The sequence below is a fragment of the Halocatena pleomorpha genome (assembly GCF_003862495.1).
Taxonomy (GTDB): domain Archaea; phylum Halobacteriota; class Halobacteria; order Halobacteriales; family Haloarculaceae; genus Halocatena; species Halocatena pleomorpha.
Genome location: NZ_RRCH01000028.1, coordinates 112,343 through 134,517, shown reverse-complemented (window position 1 = coordinate 134,517; position 22,175 = coordinate 112,343). Strand labels below are relative to the sequence as shown.

At 54.3% G+C, this 22,175-nt stretch carries 14 protein-coding genes; 6 read left to right on the top strand and 8 right to left on the bottom strand.

Features of this window, described 5'->3' with window-relative positions; all coding sequences use genetic code 11:
* Positions 1–54: 54 nt before the first annotated feature.
* On the bottom strand, positions 55–1,683 hold the full coding sequence (locus tag EIK79_RS12600) for a hypothetical protein (protein WP_124955464.1): 1,629 nt from the start codon (positions 1,681–1,683) through the stop codon (positions 55–57).
* Positions 1,684–2,038: 355 nt separating this feature from the next.
* Here EIK79_RS12600 and EIK79_RS12595 point away from each other — a divergent pair, with 355 nt between their 5' ends.
* Both EIK79_RS12595 and EIK79_RS12590 read left to right on the top strand, forming a co-directional pair.
* Positions 2,039–3,544 (top strand): flippase, encoded by a 1,506-nt coding sequence (locus tag EIK79_RS12595; RefSeq protein WP_124955463.1) that lies wholly within the window; start codon positions 2,039–2,041, stop codon positions 3,542–3,544.
* A 139-nt stretch (positions 3,545–3,683) separates the two neighbouring features.
* Positions 3,684–4,754 carry an alkaline phosphatase family protein gene (locus EIK79_RS12590; RefSeq protein WP_124955462.1) on the top strand — a complete coding sequence of 357 codons (1,071 nt, stop codon included), beginning with the start codon at positions 3,684–3,686 and terminating at the stop codon, positions 4,752–4,754.
* A 57-nt stretch (positions 4,755–4,811) separates the two neighbouring features.
* Here the strand turns inward: EIK79_RS12590 and EIK79_RS12585 are convergent, their stop codons facing one another.
* Positions 4,812–6,071: a sulfatase family protein gene (locus EIK79_RS12585; RefSeq protein WP_124955461.1), complete on the bottom strand. Its 1,260-nt coding sequence runs from the start codon at positions 6,069–6,071 to the stop codon at positions 4,812–4,814.
* A 225-nt stretch (positions 6,072–6,296) separates the two neighbouring features.
* Here EIK79_RS12585 and EIK79_RS12580 point away from each other — a divergent pair, with 225 nt between their 5' ends.
* The 3 genes from EIK79_RS12580 to EIK79_RS12570 all read left to right on the top strand — a co-directional run bounded on the left by EIK79_RS12580 (position 6,297) and on the right by EIK79_RS12570 (position 9,228).
* Complete coding sequence (locus EIK79_RS12580; protein WP_185715623.1) at positions 6,297–7,391, top strand: glycosyltransferase; 1,095 nt, start codon at positions 6,297–6,299, stop codon at positions 7,389–7,391.
* 69 nt (positions 7,392–7,460) lie between these two features.
* Positions 7,461–8,192, top strand: a complete 732-nt coding sequence (locus EIK79_RS12575) for an FkbM family methyltransferase (protein ID WP_124955459.1) — start codon at positions 7,461–7,463, stop codon at positions 8,190–8,192.
* A 148-nt stretch (positions 8,193–8,340) separates the two neighbouring features.
* Positions 8,341–9,228 carry an alkaline phosphatase family protein gene (locus EIK79_RS12570; RefSeq protein WP_124955458.1) on the top strand — a complete coding sequence of 296 codons (888 nt, stop codon included), beginning with the start codon at positions 8,341–8,343 and terminating at the stop codon, positions 9,226–9,228.
* A 6-nt stretch (positions 9,229–9,234) separates the two neighbouring features.
* On the opposite strand, the gene EIK79_RS12565 is transcribed toward EIK79_RS12570, so the two are convergent.
* From EIK79_RS12565 to EIK79_RS12540, 6 genes are all read right to left on the bottom strand, one after another.
* Entirely contained in the window at positions 9,235–10,281 is a 1,047-nt protein-coding gene (locus EIK79_RS12565) for a glycosyltransferase family 4 protein (RefSeq protein WP_124955457.1), read from the bottom strand.
* Between the two features lie 5 nt (positions 10,282–10,286).
* Positions 10,287–11,396: a glycosyltransferase family 4 protein gene (locus EIK79_RS12560; protein WP_185715622.1), complete on the bottom strand. Its 1,110-nt coding sequence runs from the start codon at positions 11,394–11,396 to the stop codon at positions 10,287–10,289.
* A gap of 200 nt (positions 11,397–11,596) precedes the next feature.
* Complete coding sequence (locus EIK79_RS12555) at positions 11,597–12,715, bottom strand: glycosyltransferase (RefSeq protein ID WP_124955455.1); 1,119 nt, start codon at positions 12,713–12,715, stop codon at positions 11,597–11,599.
* A gap of 132 nt (positions 12,716–12,847) precedes the next feature.
* A complete protein-coding gene (locus EIK79_RS12550; protein ID WP_124955454.1) occupies positions 12,848–14,476 on the bottom strand; it encodes a sodium/phosphate symporter in 1,629 nt (542 codons plus the stop codon).
* The gene (locus tag EIK79_RS12545; protein ID WP_124955453.1) at positions 14,469–17,495 is read right to left on the bottom strand and encodes an ABC transporter permease; all 3,027 of its coding nucleotides are present in this window, start codon (positions 17,493–17,495) and stop codon (positions 14,469–14,471) included. Before EIK79_RS12545 ends, EIK79_RS12550 begins: the two co-directional genes overlap by 8 nt.
* Before the next feature lie 9 nt (positions 17,496–17,504).
* A complete protein-coding gene (locus EIK79_RS12540) occupies positions 17,505–18,581 on the bottom strand; it encodes a DUF1616 domain-containing protein (protein WP_124955452.1) in 1,077 nt (358 codons plus the stop codon).
* A gap of 441 nt (positions 18,582–19,022) precedes the next feature.
* On the opposite strand from EIK79_RS12540, the gene EIK79_RS12535 reads away from it, so the two are divergent.
* Positions 19,023–22,055: an FtsX-like permease family protein gene (locus EIK79_RS12535; RefSeq protein WP_124955451.1), complete on the top strand. Its 3,033-nt coding sequence runs from the start codon at positions 19,023–19,025 to the stop codon at positions 22,053–22,055.
* The last annotated feature ends 120 nt before the right edge of the window (positions 22,056–22,175 follow it).

Genomic DNA, 22,175 nt, shown 5'->3' with positions numbered 1-22,175 from the left:
TATTGATAAAACGTATGCTCTTGGTCCTATCACCGGGATATCGATGTAATTATGTCATGAGAGAACCCGTTTCTTTCCTCGATCAAATATCACGGAATCGCCGTTAGTGTAGACTTTATGGTACTCGCTCGACAGTCTTTGGTCCACATCCCACGTTATCCTGAAAATTCCGTTCGAAGAACGATATAGGTACACGTCTGGCCTAATCAAGATATGTCTGTACTCCAACGTGGACATGTTCGAGTTGAACAAAAATCCCAGCCGCAAGCGCTGATACTCATGGTCTTCGTGGCGGGATATCGACCGTATCGTCGACTCGGACGCGTAATACGAGTCGGTGGAGATATCACCCGATACGTACTCGTTTGCGAACTGTTTCCCAGCTAGCTCATCGTCGGTCAAATACATTCGATAATTGGTGGGTCTATCCGGTAAAGCAGTAGTCACCGATGCGATTTGAGCAATGATGATGAAGCCGACAAGAACCGCTCCAACGGAAATCAACACCATCCTTTTTCGATCCGAATCGAGAAGAGAGGGTATCAATCGTAGGAAGCATACGGAAGCGAGTGCGGCCAGCACCGGTTCTGCTACATACAGACTCCGACCCACGCCGCCGATGGAAGGGTCAACGAGACTAGCAACGATGAACAACGAGGCGACCACAGCGGCGGAGAACGCAAATACTGTGTCATCTCGTCCGTTAGCGACGACTAGGATCAATCCCGAAATCCCGCCAAGCGGAAGGAGGACGAGACCGTGGCCGCGTCGAAGAAGAATGCTAGCAACGGTGTTCTGTACCTGTACCGCGTTATGATACGAAGGAGGAGGCGTATACAGCGCGGACTCAGACCCAGACTGGAGGAGGAAAATAACCCGGTTAATCATCCGTAATCCCAACCCTCCGACATGAAAGTACTGAATATAGAGAATGAGGGAGAGCAACGACACCGTGAGAACCACCCTGTCGGTCGAAATTCCTTTTTTGTAGTTTAGAATCGGCCACCCCCGTTTTTCCAATCCGTTGATGACAATGACCATGCTGCTGAAGGCGACGGAAAGGGCGACGATCAACGTCGGCGGGAGTTTATGCGTGAAGATTGCTGCGACAAAGAGCAGCACGATGGGGACGATCCGCCTCGAATCGCGGGTTTCCACGTAACCCATCAACAGAACGAGAAGGATACACCACTGTAACACCCCGAACGTTTGAGCGATGGGTTGATACGAGAGAACGACGGACATTTTGCAAAATCCAGCAATAGCCGCCGCCACAACGGCGACCTTGGACCACGTGTCCGTGGTCAGCTTTCTGACGATGAGAAGGGCGGTTAATGGGAATAGCAAACCGGTCAGCGCCGGGTACACAACCATCGCAGTTGGGGCGTCAACGCCCGCGAGGAGTCCGACAATCGCGGGAAAGACCTCGAAAAGGGGTGCCTTCAAATAGAAACTGTCCCGCACGGCGGTAATGCTACCAGTTTCCATCACACCCTGTACCCAGTATGCGTATCCGTCGGGATCAAGACCGATCATACTGGCGGGATACTGATACACGTACACACGAAAGAGGATCGCGAGAGCGACGATAGCGGTGAAACAAATAGCTAAGTAACTGTCTTGAGAGTAGAATGGAAGCGGAACGAGCAACCACAGCAACATCGGAAGTAGAACGATTCCCATCCAAGGATAAAGACGGGAGCTATGACTGATACTGAATCCGATCAGTATCGAAGCAAAGGAGAGTGCGATAGAGAAATAGAGGGCTGTTTTCGACGTAAGATTATCCACGAATGGTAATCGAATAGTAATGGCAAATATTTTTTGTCTCATATTAATTCATAAAGAGATACGGAGTGTTCGATTCGGGATCGACGTGGTCGCCCGCACGATGTCTTGACCAACGTACAAGAAGTGATTCGATGTCGAGGATCACCGATACCCGCGTAACACATTCTATCATCGCTTACAAAAAACATTTACCGTTATAGGAGGTAAAACTTATTGCAGATATCTGCAAATAGACTCGAAACCAATTATGGTAGATACGAAAGTTGAAGGCGAGACTACCTTCTCGCACATCTCCAGGGGAGCACTTGTAACTTTACTAGGGAAATCGATCGGGGTTCCGCTCGGAATCGGGTCAACGATTCTCGTTACTCGACTCTTCGGGGCGGAAATTTTCGGGCAGCTACGATTTGGTCTGACGGTGATGGATTTCGCCATGATCTTCTGTGTATTAGGGCTGACCACGGGAGCGAAGCGGTATATTTCGATAGCGGAAACAAGGAGAGAACAGTTGGAATATTATGCCCTCTCCCTGTTGATCGGCGGCTCCAGTTCGATACTCGTCGGTGGGAGTATGGCGTTCTTTTCGAGAAACATTGCCTTGCTGTTCTTCGACAACGTGAACAGTGCCGTCTTCATCTTCTACTTGGGAATATCTCTTCCGTTCGCGACGGTATTCACGATCTCGCTCGCGGCCACCCAGGCGTGGAACTACTCCTCGTTCAAAACAGCACTCCAGGACATCGTATTTAAACTGTCTCAGATAGTTTTGTTCGGAATCGTCGCGTATTTTGGCTTTCGTCAAGCGGGGTTGGCACAGTCGATGTTCTTTATTTACTTGCTCATCAGTCTGTTGGCCGTCCTTTCGGTGTATGTGATCGTCCGTGACGATTTCGAGACGACCAGCGGGATTTTTCGGGCCATAACGCTCGATACAGGGAAAATCAAACCATTAGTCACCTTCTCGTTACCGCTGTTGTTCACGAAGAGCGTCTGGTATCTCATGAACAACGCCGACACACTGATGATAGGATATTTCATCGACGAAAATGCGGTAGGGTTGTACTCCAGCGCATTCTCCCTCGCCCTGTTCGTTCAGATAGTCCTTGGCGCTTCGGGGTCGTTGTTCATGCCGAACATGGCACAACTCTACGAGAACGGGAAAACGGGCGAAATCCGCTACGTGTACAGGAAGGTCACGAAATGGTTAATGATACTGAGTTTACCAGTCATGATAGGAAATTTGGGATTTCCGGTAATTTTACTGAACGTCTTCGGTCAGGAGTTTGGGCAGATGTCGGTTACTCTCGGAGTGCTTTCGATCGGTATCTTCTCCCACGTATTGTTTGGTTTGAATGGGGCGATCATGCCAGCGATCAATCGACCGAAAGCGTTGTTGTACAACAACATGACCGTGCTGCTAGTGAATATCGTCTTGAACACGTTGCTCATCCCTCGCTACGGCATTATCGGGGGAGCAACGGCAACAACCATCTCGTATTTCCTCCTCAACATTTTACACGAGTCGGTCCTCTACAAGGAACTGGGCCTCATTCCGGTCAGGAAAGATTTCATCGCGGTCACACTCTGTTCCCTGTTGGCCATAATCGGCGTCAACCGAGTAGCCAACCTCGGTATCAACACGCTTTCCAGCGCGATTCTGTACGGCGTGGTCGCCTACGCGATTTATATCGGAATCGTCCTGAAGCTCGATTATATCGACGTTGATGAGTTTTTTGGATTGATAAATGGATGACACTAAACAAGTAGAGGTGAAAATAAGATTCGGCTGATCCGCACCAGCGGTAGAACATCAATAAAAGACAACATTTGGATAAATCTCACAGTGCTGTTACCGATAAAGATTAGTCGAAACAATAAAAAAGTGGTTACTGATGGATTTGCTCGTGCTCGGTGCCGACGGAATGGATCCCCGCGTTACGCAGTATCTGATTCGAAAGGGTCGAATGGAAACGATAGCCGAACTTATCGAGTCAGACGAGGGCGAACTCAACGGAATGGCGAGTAGAAGAGGGACGCAACCAGTTCCCCATACGGGTCCGGCGTGGCTAACCGTTTATACCGGACGGACCGAGCGAGAACACGGCCTCACGAAAGGTGGTTGGGTCCAAGGCGACTCCGTATTCACCGACCACTACGACGGAACCGTATTCGACGAACTCGTGAGCGATGGATATCGAGTCGGTGCGGCGTTCATGGCTAATACGTATCCGGCACACATCGATACCGAAAACGGGTCGTGGATGATTTCAGGATATCCGTCGGCAGATGACGAGAACCGAGTTGTTGAGCCAACTTCTCTCACGGAGTACTTACCAGGGGACTTCAAGTCGCTCCAAGCGAAACGATTGGTCGGCGGTGGTGACGAGGACTCCGAAGGCATTCTGCCCGTCGAGGAGTGGATAGCCGCGGACCAACGAGGACGGGAAGAAATCCTCGTTCCCCTGCTCAACGACAACCCCGTCGACGTGTTGTTTTACGGGACACAGATAACAGACGTAATGGGACATCGGTGCAAGCCGTTTCCGTACTATACGACGGGGGTCGGAGAACGTGTCGTGAAGTATATTAACGATACGTTCGGGACGAAACTACAACCGCCTCGCCTCAACTCGATGGCGTGGAACGCAGAATTTCGGCGTGCGTACGAGTACGTCGACGCGGTTTTGGGATGGTTCATCAAAATGTACGATCCGGACCGTATCCTGTTGCTCTCCGACCATGGGTTCGAATTGAACGGAAAGGATCACGCATTCGTCGGTACGAGTCTCGCATGGGGCGATATCCCCAGACCGGAGTGCACGACCGAGGTGAAAAACTGTATTCGAGAAGCGTTGATTTCTACGGCAGTGCAGGGAAACGAGAGGCAGGAAAGCGACGGGTTGAGTCGTGAGGAGCGGGACGAGATAGAAGAACAACTCAACGCACTGGGGTACACCGATTGACCGCCCACAAACGAGCGTCACGGGAACCTTGTTCGTAAAAACGGGACCGTCGACGACTCAGAGATATCCGAGGTCACGAAGCAGATTATCGACGTCGAGGTTTTCTTGATCTCGCAATCTGTTTTCTGGTAACTTTCCATCCAATTCAGCTTTCAGTTCGTCGTCCGAAATCGGACGTTGCTCGCCCGAATCCTCGTCCAAATCATAGAGGTCAGGAGACCACCCGCGTTCCGGATAGTCGATATATTTGTAGTTGCGGGCTCGGATGGACCGCATGACGCTATGTCCAAGCACGTACGGTGGGCCGCACGCACGGATATAAGCAGTTCTATCAGAGATGTCCGACGGCGGGAGCAGTGATGTTCCCTCTGTCGTCTCGGGTACGTCGATTCCCGCTGCTTGGAGTAGGGTGGGGAAGATGTCTATCTGGCGCACGAGCGTATCCACGGTCTTCCCCTTGTCCCTTGACGACGAGAGTATGAACGGGACGTTCGTTTCGACGTCGTATACGGTGTGTCCATGACCCGCTTCGACGAAGTGGTCCGAAATCCGAGGCCCAGCAACTTTCTCGTGGACGCGGTTCACCGTCCGTTCGATGCGGCGAACGTCCAGTTGCCGATCGTACCGTAGATAATCCCGGAGGTGTTGGAAATACCCGTAAAATGGTCGCTCCCAGCCTGTGAGGTGTTCACCGTGATCGCCCGTGAACGCGATGGTCGTGTTCTCGGGTAACGCCGAACAGAACGTTTCGAGGGCGCGGTCAAGGGCTGAAAGCATTCGCGAGTATTTTTTAGCGTGCGGTGCACCTAAAGACCCGTATTTCGCTCGATCGTACGATTCGGGAACTTCGATGGGTCCGTGCAGTTCCCAGAGGTGGAGATACAAGAAGAACGGTTCGGACAAGCGGTTGAGGTGTCGTATCGCAGTTTGCTGCCAGTCGCCCACGAGATTTTCGTTCCTGTCACGGTACCAAAAGCGGTTGAACCCACGGTCTAATCCGGTGTCCTCAACGATCGGTCCGGTCACCATGGCGTACGTGTTGTACCCTTCGACTCCGAAAACTCCCGCAAGCGTGTCTAATTCCGGGTTGAGACGCACGTTGTGATGGGAGTTCACCCCATTCGTTTCGGAGTAATTCCCGGTGAGAACGCTCGCCACACACGGGGTCGTCGTTGTCGCCGTAGAATGCATGTTGGTGAAAAAGGTACCCCTGTCACGCCTTTCGTTTAGAAAGGGAGTATTCGCGTAATCTTCTGAAACGAAATCGCTTCGTAAGCAATCTATACAAATTAAAATAACATTTTTAGTACTGCGCATAATATGAGCATCGTCTGGTTGTAGTTATGTGCTTCCAACGACCGGTGAATTCTCGATCGGGGCTAACGAACGCATATATTTATTACTCTCTTCTGTGTTTTATATACTAAAATGGTTGAAATAAAGTATGTGACGAGCGGGATTGTAGGACCCTCCGACGTGTCATCGTCGATATCGAACTATCAGTTTCCGAAGTTTCTAACGACGGAACACTCAACGACGGTGTTGTCGCGAACGCCGGTACAGGAACCGGAGATCATCACCGAAGCAACCGTCAAAACGCCGCCCGGAAATGCGTACGTTAGAGCCATCCTTTTCCCGTTTTTCGTGGCCTTTCACCTCCTCCGAAGCCAAAGAGAGACGGACCTCGTTACAACCGACCGGTCGGGCGATGCGATCCTACCCGTCGCAGTTTTTCACCGACTTGGCTTTGCCCCATGGGTGATCTTCTGCGCCGACAGCCCCGACGGCCGAGAGAACAAACGAGCCCGAGTGAACCTCAAACTGGGCATCTCGCTGCTCCACACGAGATTGATGCAGCGGATAGCGTGGTACGGATATCGGCACGCCGACAGAGTGATTCTAAGTGACGAATCAAGCGCAATCGCTGAGTCCCGGAAGACGGTTATCAAAGGTGGGGTGGACTGTGAAACGGTCGAACATGTAACAGAAACTATAGATCGTGCCGAGTCCGACACAGTCAGGGTCCTCTACGTCGGAAACATGTACTACCACAGGGCCATCGACGTGCTGTTCGACGCGCTGGAGAGTTGTGAGAGCGACGTCGAGCTCGTACTCGTCGGCCCATCGCCGGAGGGTGGTGGTCCGAGTAACATGCAGGAGTTCGTTGAACACGTCGCACCGTCCCTCGAAGCGAGAATCGAATCGCTCCCCGTGAACTGCGAGTACAGAGGGAAACTTCCGCACGAAGCGGCACTCGCGGAGATGGTCGATGCTGACATCGGTATGTGTTTGCTCCCGTACAAGCGAGGGATGCCCCACTTTCTCGACTCGTACCCGATCAAGATCTTCGAGTACATGGCCACCGAAACTGCCGTCGTGGCGACACGGACGCCCGCAACGAGCGAACTGCTCGACGACCCACAGTTGGTGTCGGAAAACGACTCCGAAGCCGTCGCGGACACCATCGACTCGCTGGCTGACGACGAAGAACTCCGAGAGCAGTGTCGAACCCGCAACCGGGAGGTCGTCGAATCCCACTGTTGGAATACCTTATGGAGTCAGATAGACGACGCGATCGCGTCGGAGGTTGAGAACGACGAACCGACCGTTGTAGTGACTGGGTCACGATCGAGATAGCGTTTGAACATGTAACGAAGGGAGGACGCACCGCGGTTTTTTATCATTGATGTAGTTATCTGCAATCATATGGCAGTGGAACGAATTCGAGGGGGTGTTTTGGAGAACGTATTTTGGAAACTGAAACGATATCGTTCGATCCAAACGACGGTCGAGATCGAGAACTGCGCGGGGACGTATCGACTCGTCGTTCCGGACGGCACCCCCTTCGTCGAGAAGTACGACTCCGCCGGCGAGTACGAGCCGGTGTTAGAGCGCGAACTGAAAGAACGGCTGTCGGTACTCGATGACCCGTCATACTACGACATCGGAAGTCGATGGGGATACTTTACGAAGTTCAGTTGTCTCGTTGCTTCGCCCAGTTCGACGCACGGGTTCGACGCAAACCCACTCTGGTTTGCCTTCCTGCAACAGACGCACGAATTCGACCTCCCAGAGATTTCCCTCACCAACGCGTACGTCTCGTCCGAGTCTGGTGATGATACGATCAGTATCGACGAATATCGTCTCGAACACAATAGCCCTGACATCGTGAAGATAGACATCGAAGGAGGGGAATACGAAGCGTTGGAAGGAATGCGGGCGACGTTAGACGACGTTCATCCGGACCTTTTCGTAGAGATTCATCCAGCGTATCTCCGTGACCGGGGGAACTCGGCGGCGGGAGTTTTCGAACTCCTTTGCGAAGCGGGATACGAACTTCAGGTGGCAACGAACCACCGGACGAAAGACGATGTCTGGTCGCCCCTCTCCGAAGTCGAACTTCCTTCTGACGGTGATTACCTCGTTCTGGCCGAGTGACGGCATCGGAGCAGATCGAGCGCCCAACGCGGAAGGGTCGTCGAGAAAATCGCGAACCTGATTTTCGTGAAAATTGGTTGAGAAAGCTCGTTTTTGTAAATTATATTATAATCGAATGGTTTATTTTTAAACGCAATAATCGTGTACCGTGTCGAAATTGGCATCACTCAAGGCCGGAATTTCGAATCCTCGACTGATAGCGCTGGAGTTCTATCGGCACTTTCAGCGAAACGTCCGCGGACGCCTCGGTGTCGACGTTGTCCATCGCGATTGGGACACGCTCGTTCTTTTGGACGCCTGTCGGTACGATATCTTCGAACGACACGTCCCGTTTGAGGGCGAGCTTTCCAAAGTGATCTCTCGAGGGTCACACACCAGCGAATTTCTGAAGGAGAACTTCATGGCTCGGACGCTGCCGGATACCGTGTACGTGAGCGCGACGCCGCAACTGCGGGCACACGAACTGGAGGAGAATTTTCACGCGGTCGTTCAAGTATGGGAAGACGGATGGGACGACGACTTACGGACAGTGCTGCCGAAAGCGATGGTCGAGGAGACGCTCGAAGCGCACGAATCGTATCCAGACAAGCGTGTCATCAGCCATTTCCTACAACCGCATTATCCGTTTATCGGTGACCACGGTCAAGAGATAGAACACGGAACCATCACGGGCGGTGGCGTGTTGGAGGATGAGCGTGATTTCGCGTCCATCTGGGAGCTATTGGAGACAGGACGCGTGACCCGAGAGGACGTCTGGCGGGCGTACGTCGAAAATCTCGAACTGACGATTCCTCATCTCGAACGACTGCTGGAATCGATAGACGGGAAAATTGTCGTAACGGCCGACCACGGAAATTCGTTCGGTCGGATGGGTGTCTACGGTCACCCGCGAGGGTACTATCTACCGGAACTGGTGGAAGTCCCATGGCTCGAACTGCCGTTCGACCGTCGCAGGGAGATAACAGCCGACGGAACGACCGACGTCGCCGCGACGGAGACGGTCGAAAATAGGCTTCGAGACATCGGCTATCGGTAGTGCAATTCAGCGCGTCAGCATCTCGTCGTAGAGTTGGAGATACTGCTCAGCGATACGGTCGAAACGATGGTTCTCCTCGATATATCCTCGTGTTTTATGCAAGAAATCGTCAGCCTTCCTCTCCATCACGAAGCGTACGCCGTCGACGAGCCCGTCGATATCATCGGGGGCGGCCAACCAACCAGTCTCCTCGTGCGTCACGAGTTCGGGCATGGAAGTCGCGTCGTACCCGACGACGGGGATGCCGGACGCCATCGCTTCCATCACGACGTTTGGGCATCCTTCTCGAAGCGAAGGGAACAGAAGGCCGGTACAGTTGGCGTACACGGAGGGAAGCTCTGATTTGTCCACCCGACCGTGCAGCGTCACGTTATCCAATCCGTCGGCGGACCGCTGCACCGATTCGAACAGCGGTCCGTCACCGAACATGAGAAACTGGGCGTCATCCACTCGTTGGGCGACCTCAACGACGTGTTTGGGTCGCTTTCGTTCCACGAAGTTCCCGACGAATATGAACGTCGGTTTTTCCTCCCGACCGGACAGACTACCATTCGTCACGGTGTGATTTGGATGGAACACGTCGGTATTCACCCCGTTGTAGATCACCTCCACATCGACGTCGTACGCCTCCTCTGCAGTTCTTGCCGTGTGCTTGCTCACCGCCGACACGCGGTCAGTGTATTCGAGCAGTCTCCGCTTTTGTTCGGTTGGGAACGTCGGCGTGTCGACATCGACACGAAAAGTGTGTAGATGTCGCAACGAGCGGTTGCGAGCGTGCGAAATTCGGCTGATGGTGTAGTGTGCCAACCCGCCGGTGTGGATGATATCGTGACGTCCGAGACACGCACCGAGATACCGTAGACGGCGCAGCACTGACCCGGGAGTTCCAGCGTACCGTTCACGTATACCCGCGTGGTTCAGAATTCCGTTTCGTCGGTTCGATAGTATCGTTATTTCGTACCCATCGCTGGCGACGTGTTTGCCGATGTTCTCAAAGAGATTCGGAATCGGACTGTCAGATCCAGTGGTGTACGGATAGAAGATTCGTGTCATAGTTTTCACGGTGTGAGTAGTGAATTCGTCAGCGAGCGGTACTGATCAGCTACTTCGGAAAGCGTGAACCGGTCCAAAACGTACTCGCGGCCGTTTTCACCGAAGGTGCGCCGTTGGTGGTCGTTCGTCAGGAGGTCCGCTATTCGGTCCGTCATTCGATCCGTGTCATCCGGGCGGACCAACCAGCCAGTCTCCCCGTGTTGGATTTGATCCGCCATTCCACCGACCATGAACGCGACACACGGCGTCTCACAGAGATACGATTCTGAGATACACATCCCGAAGCTTTCGGCCGATGACGTGAGAAACGTCACATCGAACATGGAATACCACAGCGACAACTCCGAGTTCGGTTGTCTCCCTACCCAGTGGACGTTTTCCGTCACCCCGATATCGTCTCCGTATCGTTTGTACTTCGGGAGGTGGTCGCTGTCCCCGACGAACACCAGGTGAACGTCCCGACCCTCAAGGGGGTTCAGCTTGGAAACGATATCCAGTGCCTTCCGTGGCTGTTTCACCGGACGGGGTGTCTGGCAGGTGCCGATGACGAACGCATCGGACGGGATTCCTAGCGACTCTCGAAGAGAATCGACCTCGTCCTTGAATGCTGGAGCGAACGCGGACTTGTCGATTCCAGGGGCGATAACGTGGTGTTTTTGGCCGGGGGTTCGTCCGTGTTCTCGAAGTATATCAAACATTTGGTAATAAGAGTTGAACACCATCGCGTCGCTGCGTTTCAGGAGCTCATTTTCAAATAGTTTAGCTGATACCAGAAAGAACTTATCGGATGGATTGTTGTACCCGTTGAACCGGGTTACGACCGGATCTCCGGTCATCGAACTCAGCAACTGGGGGACGGGTGTGTGTACGATGCCACCGAAGACGTGAATCAAGTCGTAAGATCGACGGGAAACGAGCAATTTGAGCAAGAATTTCGCCTGTCCGGCACCCATCGCGTCACCGACGAACACCGGCTCGATCCCGTTCTCTCGAAACTCCGATGCGACGGATTCGTTGTACGAGCTGAAAATCGCATTGACAACGGTTTGTCCGGAGAAATAAGACGAAATACGCTCGACTGTCGCCGGAATGTTATTCGGACTGAGTGGCCCCATCACGTTTAATACGGGTCCCATAGAGGTTCTATCTTCAACGATAATAGGATGGGTATTAATTCTTTTTTGCGATTCGGTGATTGGAATCGGAGACTTCACCCGATATCGTCAGGCGACCGCGGAGCGTCAAGCGATGTTTGAACGAAGAGAAAGATGGCAGCCCCAACGATTATCCACCTGACCGTCACTGTCAGATGGAATCAGCCAGTGACCGAGTCGATGGCGTCCCGCAATCGGCCCTTCTGAAACTGTGGTCGAAAATATCGCTCGTTGAGCCACTCCTCGTCCCACGCCTCGTTCTCGATGACCGAAACCATCTCTGCGACGGTGGTGACGACGTTGTTGGTGACGAATCCGACATCTCCTGCCTGCCGAGCGACTACCGGAACGCCACATTCCATCGCTTCGAGAATGACGAGCGGAACCCCTTCCTTTGGCGATGGGTGGACGTAGAGATCTGCCGCCTTGTAGTACCGGTCTATCTCCTCGTACGGAACGTGTCCCGGAGCAATCACCGTCCGGTCGTCGAACTTCGCGGTCAGTTGCTCCCGATACGGTCCCTCCCCGATCACGACGAACTGGAAATCGGTTCGGTCTTGCAGGGAGGAGAGAACGTCTTCAAGAAACGGCATCCCCTTGAGTTTTGATAGTCGCCCGACGTAGAGTGCGATTTTCCTATCTATGGGAAGGCCAAGTCGCCGTCGAATCGGTTCGTCGTCGGCAACAGGGTAAAATCGACCTTCGCTATCCAACGTCGGCGGAAGCATCACGATGTCCTCCTCGCGTATGCCGCGGCGTTTTACGGCGTCCCTGCCGTTCGGACCGAGGGTGATGATCTTGTCGGAGAGGTGCGAAACGACGAACCTGTTCAGGACGTTGTTCAGCGCAAAAACGCCCGCTTGCTCCACGCCACGGTGGAATTTGTACGCGTCGAACGTCGAACCGGAATACCGAGTAATCGTCGGCACGCCGTACCGTCGTCCGGCGCTAGCGACACCGGCGGCGTGACTGTTGAAACACCAAAGTTGAATCAGCACGTCGGGCGACCGCTGCTGGACATACTGCGCACACTGGCGGTGGACCGTCGCGATTTTGGAGAACACCGCCGGAGACGGAACCGAACCCAAGAACCAAGGAAAGGACTTTTCCGGCGTTTGTACGCGATCGTAATACTGTTTTGCGGAATCGGGAAGGGGTGTGCTTCCGAACGCCTCTACGTCGAACCGGGACGAGAGATACTTTCCCCACGATAGCAGGAGTTTTTCGACGTTCTCCGTATCGTCTCTCGTCGTCCCGATATAAATTCCAACCCGTGTCATATTGTATAGTCCCTATTGCTTCCGTACCATTATACTCCACGTCGAGAAAGGCGATAATAACAGTGCTACTACCGCTGTTGACTGCCTCTCGGCCAAGCGGATTGAGCGAATCTTGTCAGTTGTGGACTGGTATCAGCAGCTGGCAGTACGTCCCGTCGTGGGGATGGAATAGATGATCCGGTCGGTGCCGCTAACGGAATACACCACGTTTCGCCGTGCGTCGAATCGGTCGTACGCGGCGGGGGTGATGTGTCCCGGCGACGCCGGAAATAGTTGCACACCGACCGTCGTCCACGACCGTCGGGCGACGACGGGACAGCGTGGTTCCGTACCGCTCCCCTTGAGCCATTCGTAAACGCCTCGTTCGGACACATCGCTTCCGGTTTGCTCCGGGTAGTACCGCGAAGCCAATCTCGTCATGTGACCGTCGCTTGTCCACCCATCAGCGTGTGTAGACGCGAACGCGGCGGCCTCCAGTTCCGGTTGCGTTACCAAGGGTTGGGCCGATGTGGCCCGCAACCCGCTGAATGCGAGTGGTGCGCTGACGACCGAACAAACGACGAGAAGAACGACTGCCGTCGTTTTGAGACGGTCTGAGTCGCGCGTCGTGCCGAATGCAACCACACCCAGTCCAGCGAGGATGGGAAACGGAAGGTGAACGTACGTCTGACCGCGGATGGCGAGGGACTGGTATTCCACAGTCAATCCACCGGTCAGCGCAAATCCGATGAGGGTCAGCGAACCGAAAAGCATCGCTACCGTAGCGTAGCCTTCGACGCCACCGTCGATCGGGATGGGGATCCCTCGGGCAGCGACGATGCCGATAACGGCGATGGGGAGGATGTAGAGCATCGTGATCACCTCGCTCGAAGCGGTTCCGGGAAATATCTGGACGAAATGGTTACCCACGACCAAACCCGCACCACTGAGTAGGATGACCGACGGAACGCCGTACTGAAATCGAGAATCGGTCGTCGGGAGCCACCGAACGAGTAGGACGAGGACAATGGTCCATGCGACGAAGAGTCCCGGTACGGCTGAGATTCTCATGGCATCCATTCCCGTGACACCGTAGTAGAGAACTGCGTAGCCACAGAATCCGAGGACGAGAACCCCTGCGATCACACTCGATCCGCTCTCCGATGTACCGAGATACAGAGTCAGCAGTGAGACACAACTCAAGAGTCCGATTATCGTGCTGAGGTTGTGCGTGAGTGGAAGGATCAGGAAGACGATTCCGGAGAGGACGAACCACGATGGGCGATTCGTCCGCAGAGCATACGCCAGCACGAAGACACTCATAACGACAAGCACGTGACCGATACCTTCGCTGCTCACTGCGGCGGAGCGACCGAGAAAGATACCTTCCGTCGCGATTACGAGACCAGCCACCGTCATCGCTGTTCGAACGTCCCGAACGGACCATCCGAGGTGCCGGCCGACACCTCGCGTCACTAAAACCACGAAGAGACACAAGATAGCGCCGATGCTAGCCGTGAGAAACTGCGCGACGTGGAGCGGGGAAATACCTGTGATGCGACTCGTGATCGAGAGTAGAACTGTAAATGTGTACTCGTCCGGTTTGAAGGCGTTGTTTACTGATAAATGTCCAGTTTTCAAAACGCCACGGGCAAGCGCAGCGAAGTGAAATCCGTCGAGATTGAACGGCAACGGACTCCAATAAAGCGGGATTGTGCGCATCGCGAACCCGACGAGAAACACAGCGACGGCTACGAGCGCGAAGGTGCGACGCTCAGTCATCGACACCACGCCCTTCTTTCATCGTTCGACCGTTGTCCGACACACTTCGGTTACTGACCAGTTCGGCAGGTGAACGAAGCAGGAACGCCCCGGCGACGAGACCCACACTCAAGAGGATTATCGTGAATCCGCCGGCAACGGCACCGAACACGAAACTCGGCGTGAGGGTCGGTGAGATGCGAATCCCGAAGGCGACGAGGTAGTCTAGTCGAGCGAGGGAAACGATGACGGCAGTTCCAAGGAACAACGCACCGCCAACGGCGATACAACCGATGGTGAGTGCATCCATGGCGATGAGGCGAAGTAGACGGATCGGCGGGACACCCGTCGCTCGATAGACACCGATGGCTTGTTGCCGCGCCTGAACGGCCTGCGCGAAGACCGCTGTCGTGCTCCCGATGGTCATGACGGCCGCGAGTAGGAGAAAGACGGCGAACACCAGCTGAAGGTTTCCAAACGCACTCCGTATCGCACGGCCGATTCCGGTTCCGGCAGTGGACTGGCCATCGTTCGAATACGCCGCGATGAGTCGCTCATCCCCCCGAACCGTGTACGAATCCGATGACAGTCGGTTTCCATCGGATATCACCTGAATCGAGTAGGAGCCAGGCGATTGTTCGCCGATATGAAAGACTTCGGTCTTCGCTTTCCCGGGCGGGAGAGAGACGGTTCGTTCCTGAGAGGGAGTGTCGCCGGCCAAGCGAATCTGACGAGTGAGGGTTTGGTTCCACGGATTCGACAAACGGACGTGAGCCTCGGTTTGTGAGAGGATGCTCGGATTTTCTGGATGAATCTGAATCCCACCGTTCATCGTCCGTTGTGCCGTTCGAGAAACATGTATCGTCTGCGTGACAGTCCGATTTCGGGTCATCGTTCGAACCGTAAACCTTCCTGTCGAGGTGAGTGGAAGTCGTGCCGTGCCGTCAGAGGCAGTTCGAACCGTGGTGTTTGAAAGCCGAATCGTCGCGTTTGCTACCGGCGTTCCGTTCACTGTCGAGACTGAGACCCGCGGAGCGGTGTTCGGCGGCGCTCTCTTCGGAATGCCACTGACCTGAATCGAATCTGGGGACATGACGGTGATAGACTTCGTGAACTCGCCCACGCGAAGCGTTCCTCGTCCGGACGGCGGTGTAGGCAACCAAACGGTGACTGACCGCTGTGAATTCGGTTCGAGGGTCGGAGAGATGGATTTCGAGGCGTTTCCGAGTGTAAAAGAAACCTCGCGTGTTGTCCTCTCGGAACCGAAATTTCGAAGCCGTGCCCGTATCGGAACGCTCGAATTCGGGTGTACGCGGTCGGGGACAGAGAGATTGATGACCTCCACCGCCGACGAAGATGTGTCGTCTTGGAACTTCCGTGCCGTCCGTATCATCTGGACGGTTGTTTCGGTCTTTCCGAGGAGATGGCGTCCGACGGGGAGCGATACAAGGAGTTGGTCGTCTTCAACACCGGACGCTGAGTAGGTACCGACGACACGCACCATTGCGATACCAGGGTGTGTGCTCCCACCAAGTGTGATTCGATCCCCTGTTTTGACTCCTAAGGTGCGTGCGAGGCCACTGCCAATAACGGCTTCATCGACCGACTGGGGGCGGCGACCGTTCTCGATAGTGACGTTCGAAACGGTCGTGTAGGCGGAGTAGTTAGCCGCACGAACGACGATAGGGTGGCCGTTCCGGACGGCAAAGACGATCATCTCTGCACTTGCTGGCACACCCTGAGAGCGAAGCGCATCGGCGTACTGTTGTGGAACGTTGCTTGCCATGGGATGTGGAGCCTCAGGTTCCGTAATTGTCGTTCCCTCTGCACTGATGAGTGGTGCTACGACACCGAGAATCGATGCCATAAGAAGGACGACGGTGACGAACACCGTCAGGGTCGCCATACTCGGAGCGAGCGCCCGCCAGTCGAGCAGTCGCAACCTGAAGACTCGCCAAAGTCGGTTTGTCGAGGGCTTCCGCGTTTGTCGTGATTCGAACACACCCGTGATGAGTGCTGGTGGTAAACTGACAGTCGGCCACACGGCGGCCCCCCCCGCAAGGAGTGCGACGAGCATCGTCCCCACATATAGGGGGCCTAACACCGTGAGAACCGCTCCAGTGACGTGTATCGACAGCGATGTTGGGAGGCCGAGCGAGACAGCAGCGTTGACAGCAACATTAGGAAGAATAACGCCGAGTGAATAGCCCGCACCGATGCCAACTAGGGTAAGCAAGCCTGCACGCAACGCAAACAACGAGAGGACAGTTCGCGGTCGACAGCCAGTCGAGCGGAGGATCCGAATCGATTGGCGACGGTCCCGGACGTTCATCTTCATTACGCTGTAGATGGTCACGCCGACGAGAGTGGTACCGCCGACTGCGGTCAGCGTCAGGAGCGAAAGGAGTTGTCGCGTACTTGCAACAAAAAACGCTAGTGCAGAGCGGAGCGCGACGCCACGGGATGGAATTCCAACGCTGCCTTCGTTTGGCCCAGTTCTCGAAGTAGCGGGGTGGATGACGTACGCCCCAGACGCACCGAGTTTCGTAACCGTTTTTGGATGAGCGACGTACCAATCGGACGGAATCAGTTGCTGAGAAGACGGTCTTGGCGTAACGGAGACAGTAAGGCTTTGCTGATTTCCGTTCAGTCGTTGCTGGCCCTGAGTCCGTCTCGTTCCACTCGTCACCCCTGATGACGGTGGTGGCGGCAGTGATACCCCAGAGTCGGTTTCAAAATCGGACGCCTGCCGGTTCGAAATACCGGCGACGTATCGCGTTTCGCCACTCGGTAGCTCCACCGTCGCCATCGGGACGACAAGCGCGTTCACACCCGCCGCCTCGTGCGCACGAGCGACAGAATCGTAGTGAGCGGCGGTTCCATCCGTACCGTACTCCTGTGCGATACTCGTGGTTTGTGTACTCACCGCGGCAACAACAAGGGCCGTTCCTGTCAGAAATGCAATCGTCACCGCGATAACAAGAATTGCCAGTTTGTCGCGGCGTGACCACCGCGTCAACAGAGTGCGTCGATACCCCACGGAACCACCTCACTGCGACGGCACCAGCCGTTTCGGGGGTGTGGTTCCGTGACCTGCAGTCACGTTGACCCAGAGATGCGCTTCCCGATAGGCGTTATCCGCGATCGGATTCGCGGGAACGCCGTCTTTGTACAACAGGTAGAGCACACGAAGTCGCTCACCCGTCATCCGTGGCGTTATTTTATGTGTTGTTCGCCACGTCTTGTTTTGCCCAAGGGTGGTCTGGAATCGTTGAAGCCGCTGCTGGTCATTGACCACCGTCGAATTATCCGTCATCGTCACGTTCTGTAACAGCACGACGACCGAGTAGTCCTCTCGGTCGCGTTCGTGGTTCTCGATGCCGACGATGACGGATTTACTTTCTCCCTTACTGAAGTCCTTCGGGTAGTTACTGGCGACCAATTTCCCATCGTCGTTCTTCGTCAGTACGTAGAACTCACTGAACGATTCGCCTTGTTTTGAAGCTGCGATGGCGTATGTTGCGCTCGCCGTAGCGAGAAGAATGCTTAGAATGAGAACGGCGCTCAGCACGGCATCGGCCCGGGTATTCGATTCGAATAGTTCGCCCCACGCACGGCCGAACCAACGCCGGTAGGGGACAGAAAACCGTTCTTCTTTGGGAAGTTGGTTTCGTCGAACGGCCCCAGCGGCGGTCATGCACAATGTGAACGCGCTGAGGCTCAGCAGAACGGGAACGAGTCGAATCCCCCACGGGGTAAAGTCAAGTAGCAATCCGATGAGCGGGACGATCGCGATGCTCGTCCCGAAGGAGAGGGCAACACGTTCAAGACCGTCGATCCCAGTGTCGAACCATGAGGATTGCTTGGATTCGTCCCGCTTCCCCCCTTCGCTCGTCTCCACCGAGGCGCCTCCAGCCTCCGGAAAAAGCGTGGCGATGAAAGCGTAGCCCGAGGGGAACAAAACAAACGCGAATCCGACGAGAGCCCGGATAGGGGTCGCGTCGAGACCGGGGATCAATACAACAGCGAGTGTGAGAAGAACGAGAAGACAGTTTGCGGCTAAATCCGCGGGAAGGGTGCGGACAGGTCGAGGAAGAAGAAGCGTTAGGTCGACATCACGAGGCATTTGTTTCTGGTGGGGGCTGTAATAATAAAAAGTCTCCGATAACATGGGTGTTGTTCCTACTATCTTGAAATTTGTGTATTATATGGTATTACTCTGATATATAGTTGGTGTTGATGGAAGAAATCCTACGACAAACGTCATATAGAGGATGTTAAAGCGTTTTGAATGCAACAGACGCTATTAGATTTCTCAAGGGAACCTGATAGGAACTTTTCTGTGTTTAATGATATCCAAATCATGATAGATACTCAGATACTAAGTTTATATTTCGGTAGACTCGATTCGTTGTTAATCCTGATTTACGGTAGGGCACGATTAACTAACGGAAGTATCCTGCAAATACCTCAAGGGAGCATATAACAATTGTGTACTATCGGTTTGTGATTTGTGAGCAGATTATATGATCAATAGCCCTCTACGAATTTACGATATAATTAAAATATGAGCTACACACGTGCACTCCTCACCCGATGGTCACGGCGCGATCAGCTGACGGTACTCATCATCGCCGCCACTGTCGCGTTTCTTATTGGGGCAGCGCTGTTGTTGTCCGCAGCGAGTACGCAGACCGCTGCTATCGCCGGGAGTGATAGTAGTTCAATGGTCGTCCACCAGTACAATTCAACCACAAGTGCTCGTCAGAACGCGACCGAGAACGATCTCGTCTTCCCCGTTTCGACCGTTCAATACCACGGGAAAAGCCACACGATGGTTGGTGTACCCACAAACACGCCGCCAGAACTGTCTGGCCACTCAGTTCCGTGGCGGAATGCAACCATTCCAACACCACCAACCAATGGTATTCGAGGAGACGTTTCAACCCCGTCTCGCCAACGATTGCAAACTAAAACCGGATCGCAGGTGTCCGTTCGTGTTGTCCCATATGAGACAGACGATTCCATTTTCCCCCACGCGTGGTATGTCGCGTCTCCATCCACCGTTCAGACGTTCGGTGCAACGGGTGCACTCGTAGTTCGTCCGAACGGGTCGACCGAGCGCGGACAACAACTCTCACAGGGAGGAATCGTCGCACCATCGCTGTCCATGTACTTTTTACGCGGAATGCAACAAGTCCTTCACGTCCTCTTTGCCGCGACGATCGCTGCGAGCGTTATCATTCTCGTCGTGCTCTATAGCATGACGAAGATGAGCGTCCGGGATCGACGCAAATCGATCGCCGTCATTCGGTCAACCGGCGGCACAGCCCGCCGTCTCGTTGGTATCTTTTCGCTTCGGTCCGGTATCTTGGCTCTTGTCGGGTTCGTTCTGGGAGTTGTGCTCGGGTTCGTCGCGATACGGGCAATCGTGAAAATAGCGATTTTTCTCGGGGTGTCGCTCTCACTTGATCCGACCGTTACACCGGCGGTTGCTCGTATTTTTCTAATGATTGGTTGTTGTATCGTCGGTATCGGCACGCTCGCAGGTGCCCTCGCCGCCTGGTCGACAGTGACACAGCCCCCTTCACGGTTGAATCGGCCCAACGGTAGATCCACCACACCCACGAAACGAACATCGAAATTTGGTATTCGCGTTCATCCCCGATTACTACCGTGGCGATCGGTAATTCCCACTGCAACGACACTGACGGTCTTTGCTCTTATCATTATCCTTTCCGGATCGCTGGCAGGCGTGCTCGCTCCGTTAGCGACCACGTCGACGGGAACCGTCACGGAACCCGAAGCACCATATCCGATGGCGAGTCGCATCGATAGCCAGTATGCGATACCGCTCCGGAATCAGGGGATCAAAGCCAGCCCCGAAATTATCGTCGCGCAAGTTGCCGACGGAAAACCCTACCTGACAAGGGGGGCGAACTACTCTGCATTCGCTGGCGTTTCGGATGCGCATTTAATAGAGGGACATCCACCTGAATCTCCCTCACAGGCAGTTGTCGGGCACGATCTCGCTCGGACGTTGGACATTACAACCGGGGAGACGATGCTCGTAGGCGGGAGTACGTCGCCAGCAGTCGCACGAGTGACCGTGGTCGGTGTGTATCGCGCGCCAGGAATGCTAGACGATCAACTCGTGTTTCCGCTTGCGACTGCCCATACGCTCTCGACGAAACCGGGAACAGTCCAATTCATTCGAACGTCTGGTGGCACACCGAAGATCGGTGCGAAGAATCAGAAGGGAAGCCGAACCAGGGACGTAGTCGTTACCAGTGTGTCCGCACCTCGGGCAGCGGCTATCAATCAACAAATTCCCGTCACTATCGGCGTCCAGAACATCGGTGCGTCGAAACAAGCCCGGACGATAACGGCGTCTCTTGGTGGAGATACGACGCGGAAATCAGTGACGCTCCCATCAGGCGGTAAAACGACCGTTCACGCGAACATGAGTGTTCCCCGATCGGGTAACTACACGTTGACCGTCGGACCACACTCACAACCGGTTCAGGTGTATCGGAAACCGCCGCTCGTCCTTCCGATTACTCCACAGCAGGCACCACCGGGCGCGAAGATCGGCGTCGCGGTCCACACAATCACTGAGGAGAACGTCTCGGACGCGACGATCACGATCGGGAATGCGACAAAAACAACAAACGAAGAAGGATTCGCGCTAGTAACACTCCCGGAAACGTCCGGTACGTACGAACTAACGGCACGGAAAGGGAAACGAACGATAACCCGACAGATTCAGATCGAACAGGACGCCTCACGACGGTTAATCGCGGACATCGATCTTGAACCGGAGACTGGAAACGTCTATACGAAACCGAAAGCCAAAATCCGAACCACCAATCCCTGGGGAAAACAGCTCACGCGCAACATGTCAGTCGTCACTCCATTCAAGACACGAGAGCGGACACAGACGTTCCCTGCGTACAATGTAAGCAAAGCAACGATCCCACTCGATGACGGCAATTCTTCGAACCGGATTCCTCCGGGACGGTACACGGTCAAAGTCATCTCTAACGATACTGTCCTGGCGACAGACACCTACACGGTAACGGATGATGCACAACTCGGAACAACACTCCAACAGAACGCCAGCTTTTCGAGCGGCAGTGGTCTTGGACAAGCCGTCGAAGTCATCTTTGGAAATTTCCAAGTACTCATTGGGGGGATGATGGTGCTTGCCGGATTAACAACGATCGGCAGCACGACGGCGACCTTTGCTCAAGGGGTCCATGCTCGTCGACGTGCAATCGGGATTTACCGTGCTACTGGTGCTACTCAATGGCAACTGCTGAAGATCCTGCTCAGCGATGTGGTTCGCATATCGCTCCCTGCATCGATCATCGCGACTCTCTGTGCACTCGGAATCATGTACGCTGTGTCGATCACTGGCTTGCTAACGATTTTTGGTATCCAGTTGTCGGTGTCAACGAATTCCGTCGTGCTCCTCGGAACGATCGGTGGGTCACTCTTGCTCTCGTGTCTAAGCGTATCGCTCGCGGTTCTTCCGTTTCTCACGGCGGACCCCACTGCGTTACAGCAGAGTACTGGGCAACGACGGGTCACGAATTGATACCTTTTGTATAATTGTACAATTAACTGTGGGTGATGTTAAAACGTCAGTGGTTGGTTCTTCTGCCGAGTTTCCACCCTCGGCTCCAAACTGAAGGACAGACGAACACCAGGTGTAGAA

Excerpts from the sequence above, each read along its gene's own strand:
- EIK79_RS12590 (WP_124955462.1), top strand. The coding sequence starts at position 3,684 with ATGGATTTGCTCGTGCTCGGTGCCGACGGAATGGATCCCCGCGTTACG.
- EIK79_RS12540 (WP_124955452.1), bottom strand. The coding sequence starts at position 18,581 with ATGCCTCGTGATGTCGACCTAACGCTTCTTCTTCCTCGACCTGTCCGC.
- EIK79_RS12535 (WP_124955451.1), top strand. The coding sequence starts at position 19,023 with ATGAGCTACACACGTGCACTCCTCACCCGATGGTCACGGCGCGATCAG.
- EIK79_RS12575 (WP_124955459.1), top strand. The coding sequence starts at position 7,461 with ATGGCAGTGGAACGAATTCGAGGGGGTGTTTTGGAGAACGTATTTTGG.
- EIK79_RS12555 (WP_124955455.1), bottom strand. The coding sequence starts at position 12,715 with ATGACACGGGTTGGAATTTATATCGGGACGACGAGAGACGATACGGAG.
- EIK79_RS12585 (WP_124955461.1), bottom strand. The coding sequence starts at position 6,071 with ATGCGCAGTACTAAAAATGTTATTTTAATTTGTATAGATTGCTTACGA.
- EIK79_RS12560 (WP_185715622.1), bottom strand. The coding sequence starts at position 11,396 with ATGGGGCCACTCAGTCCGAATAACATTCCGGCGACAGTCGAGCGTATT.
- EIK79_RS12595 (WP_124955463.1), top strand. The coding sequence starts at position 2,039 with ATGGTAGATACGAAAGTTGAAGGCGAGACTACCTTCTCGCACATCTCC.
- EIK79_RS12565 (WP_124955457.1), bottom strand. The coding sequence starts at position 10,281 with ATGACACGAATCTTCTATCCGTACACCACTGGATCTGACAGTCCGATT.
- EIK79_RS12600 (WP_124955464.1), bottom strand. The coding sequence starts at position 1,683 with ATGGGAATCGTTCTACTTCCGATGTTGCTGTGGTTGCTCGTTCCGCTT.
- EIK79_RS12550 (WP_124955454.1), bottom strand. The coding sequence starts at position 14,476 with ATGACTGAGCGTCGCACCTTCGCGCTCGTAGCCGTCGCTGTGTTTCTC.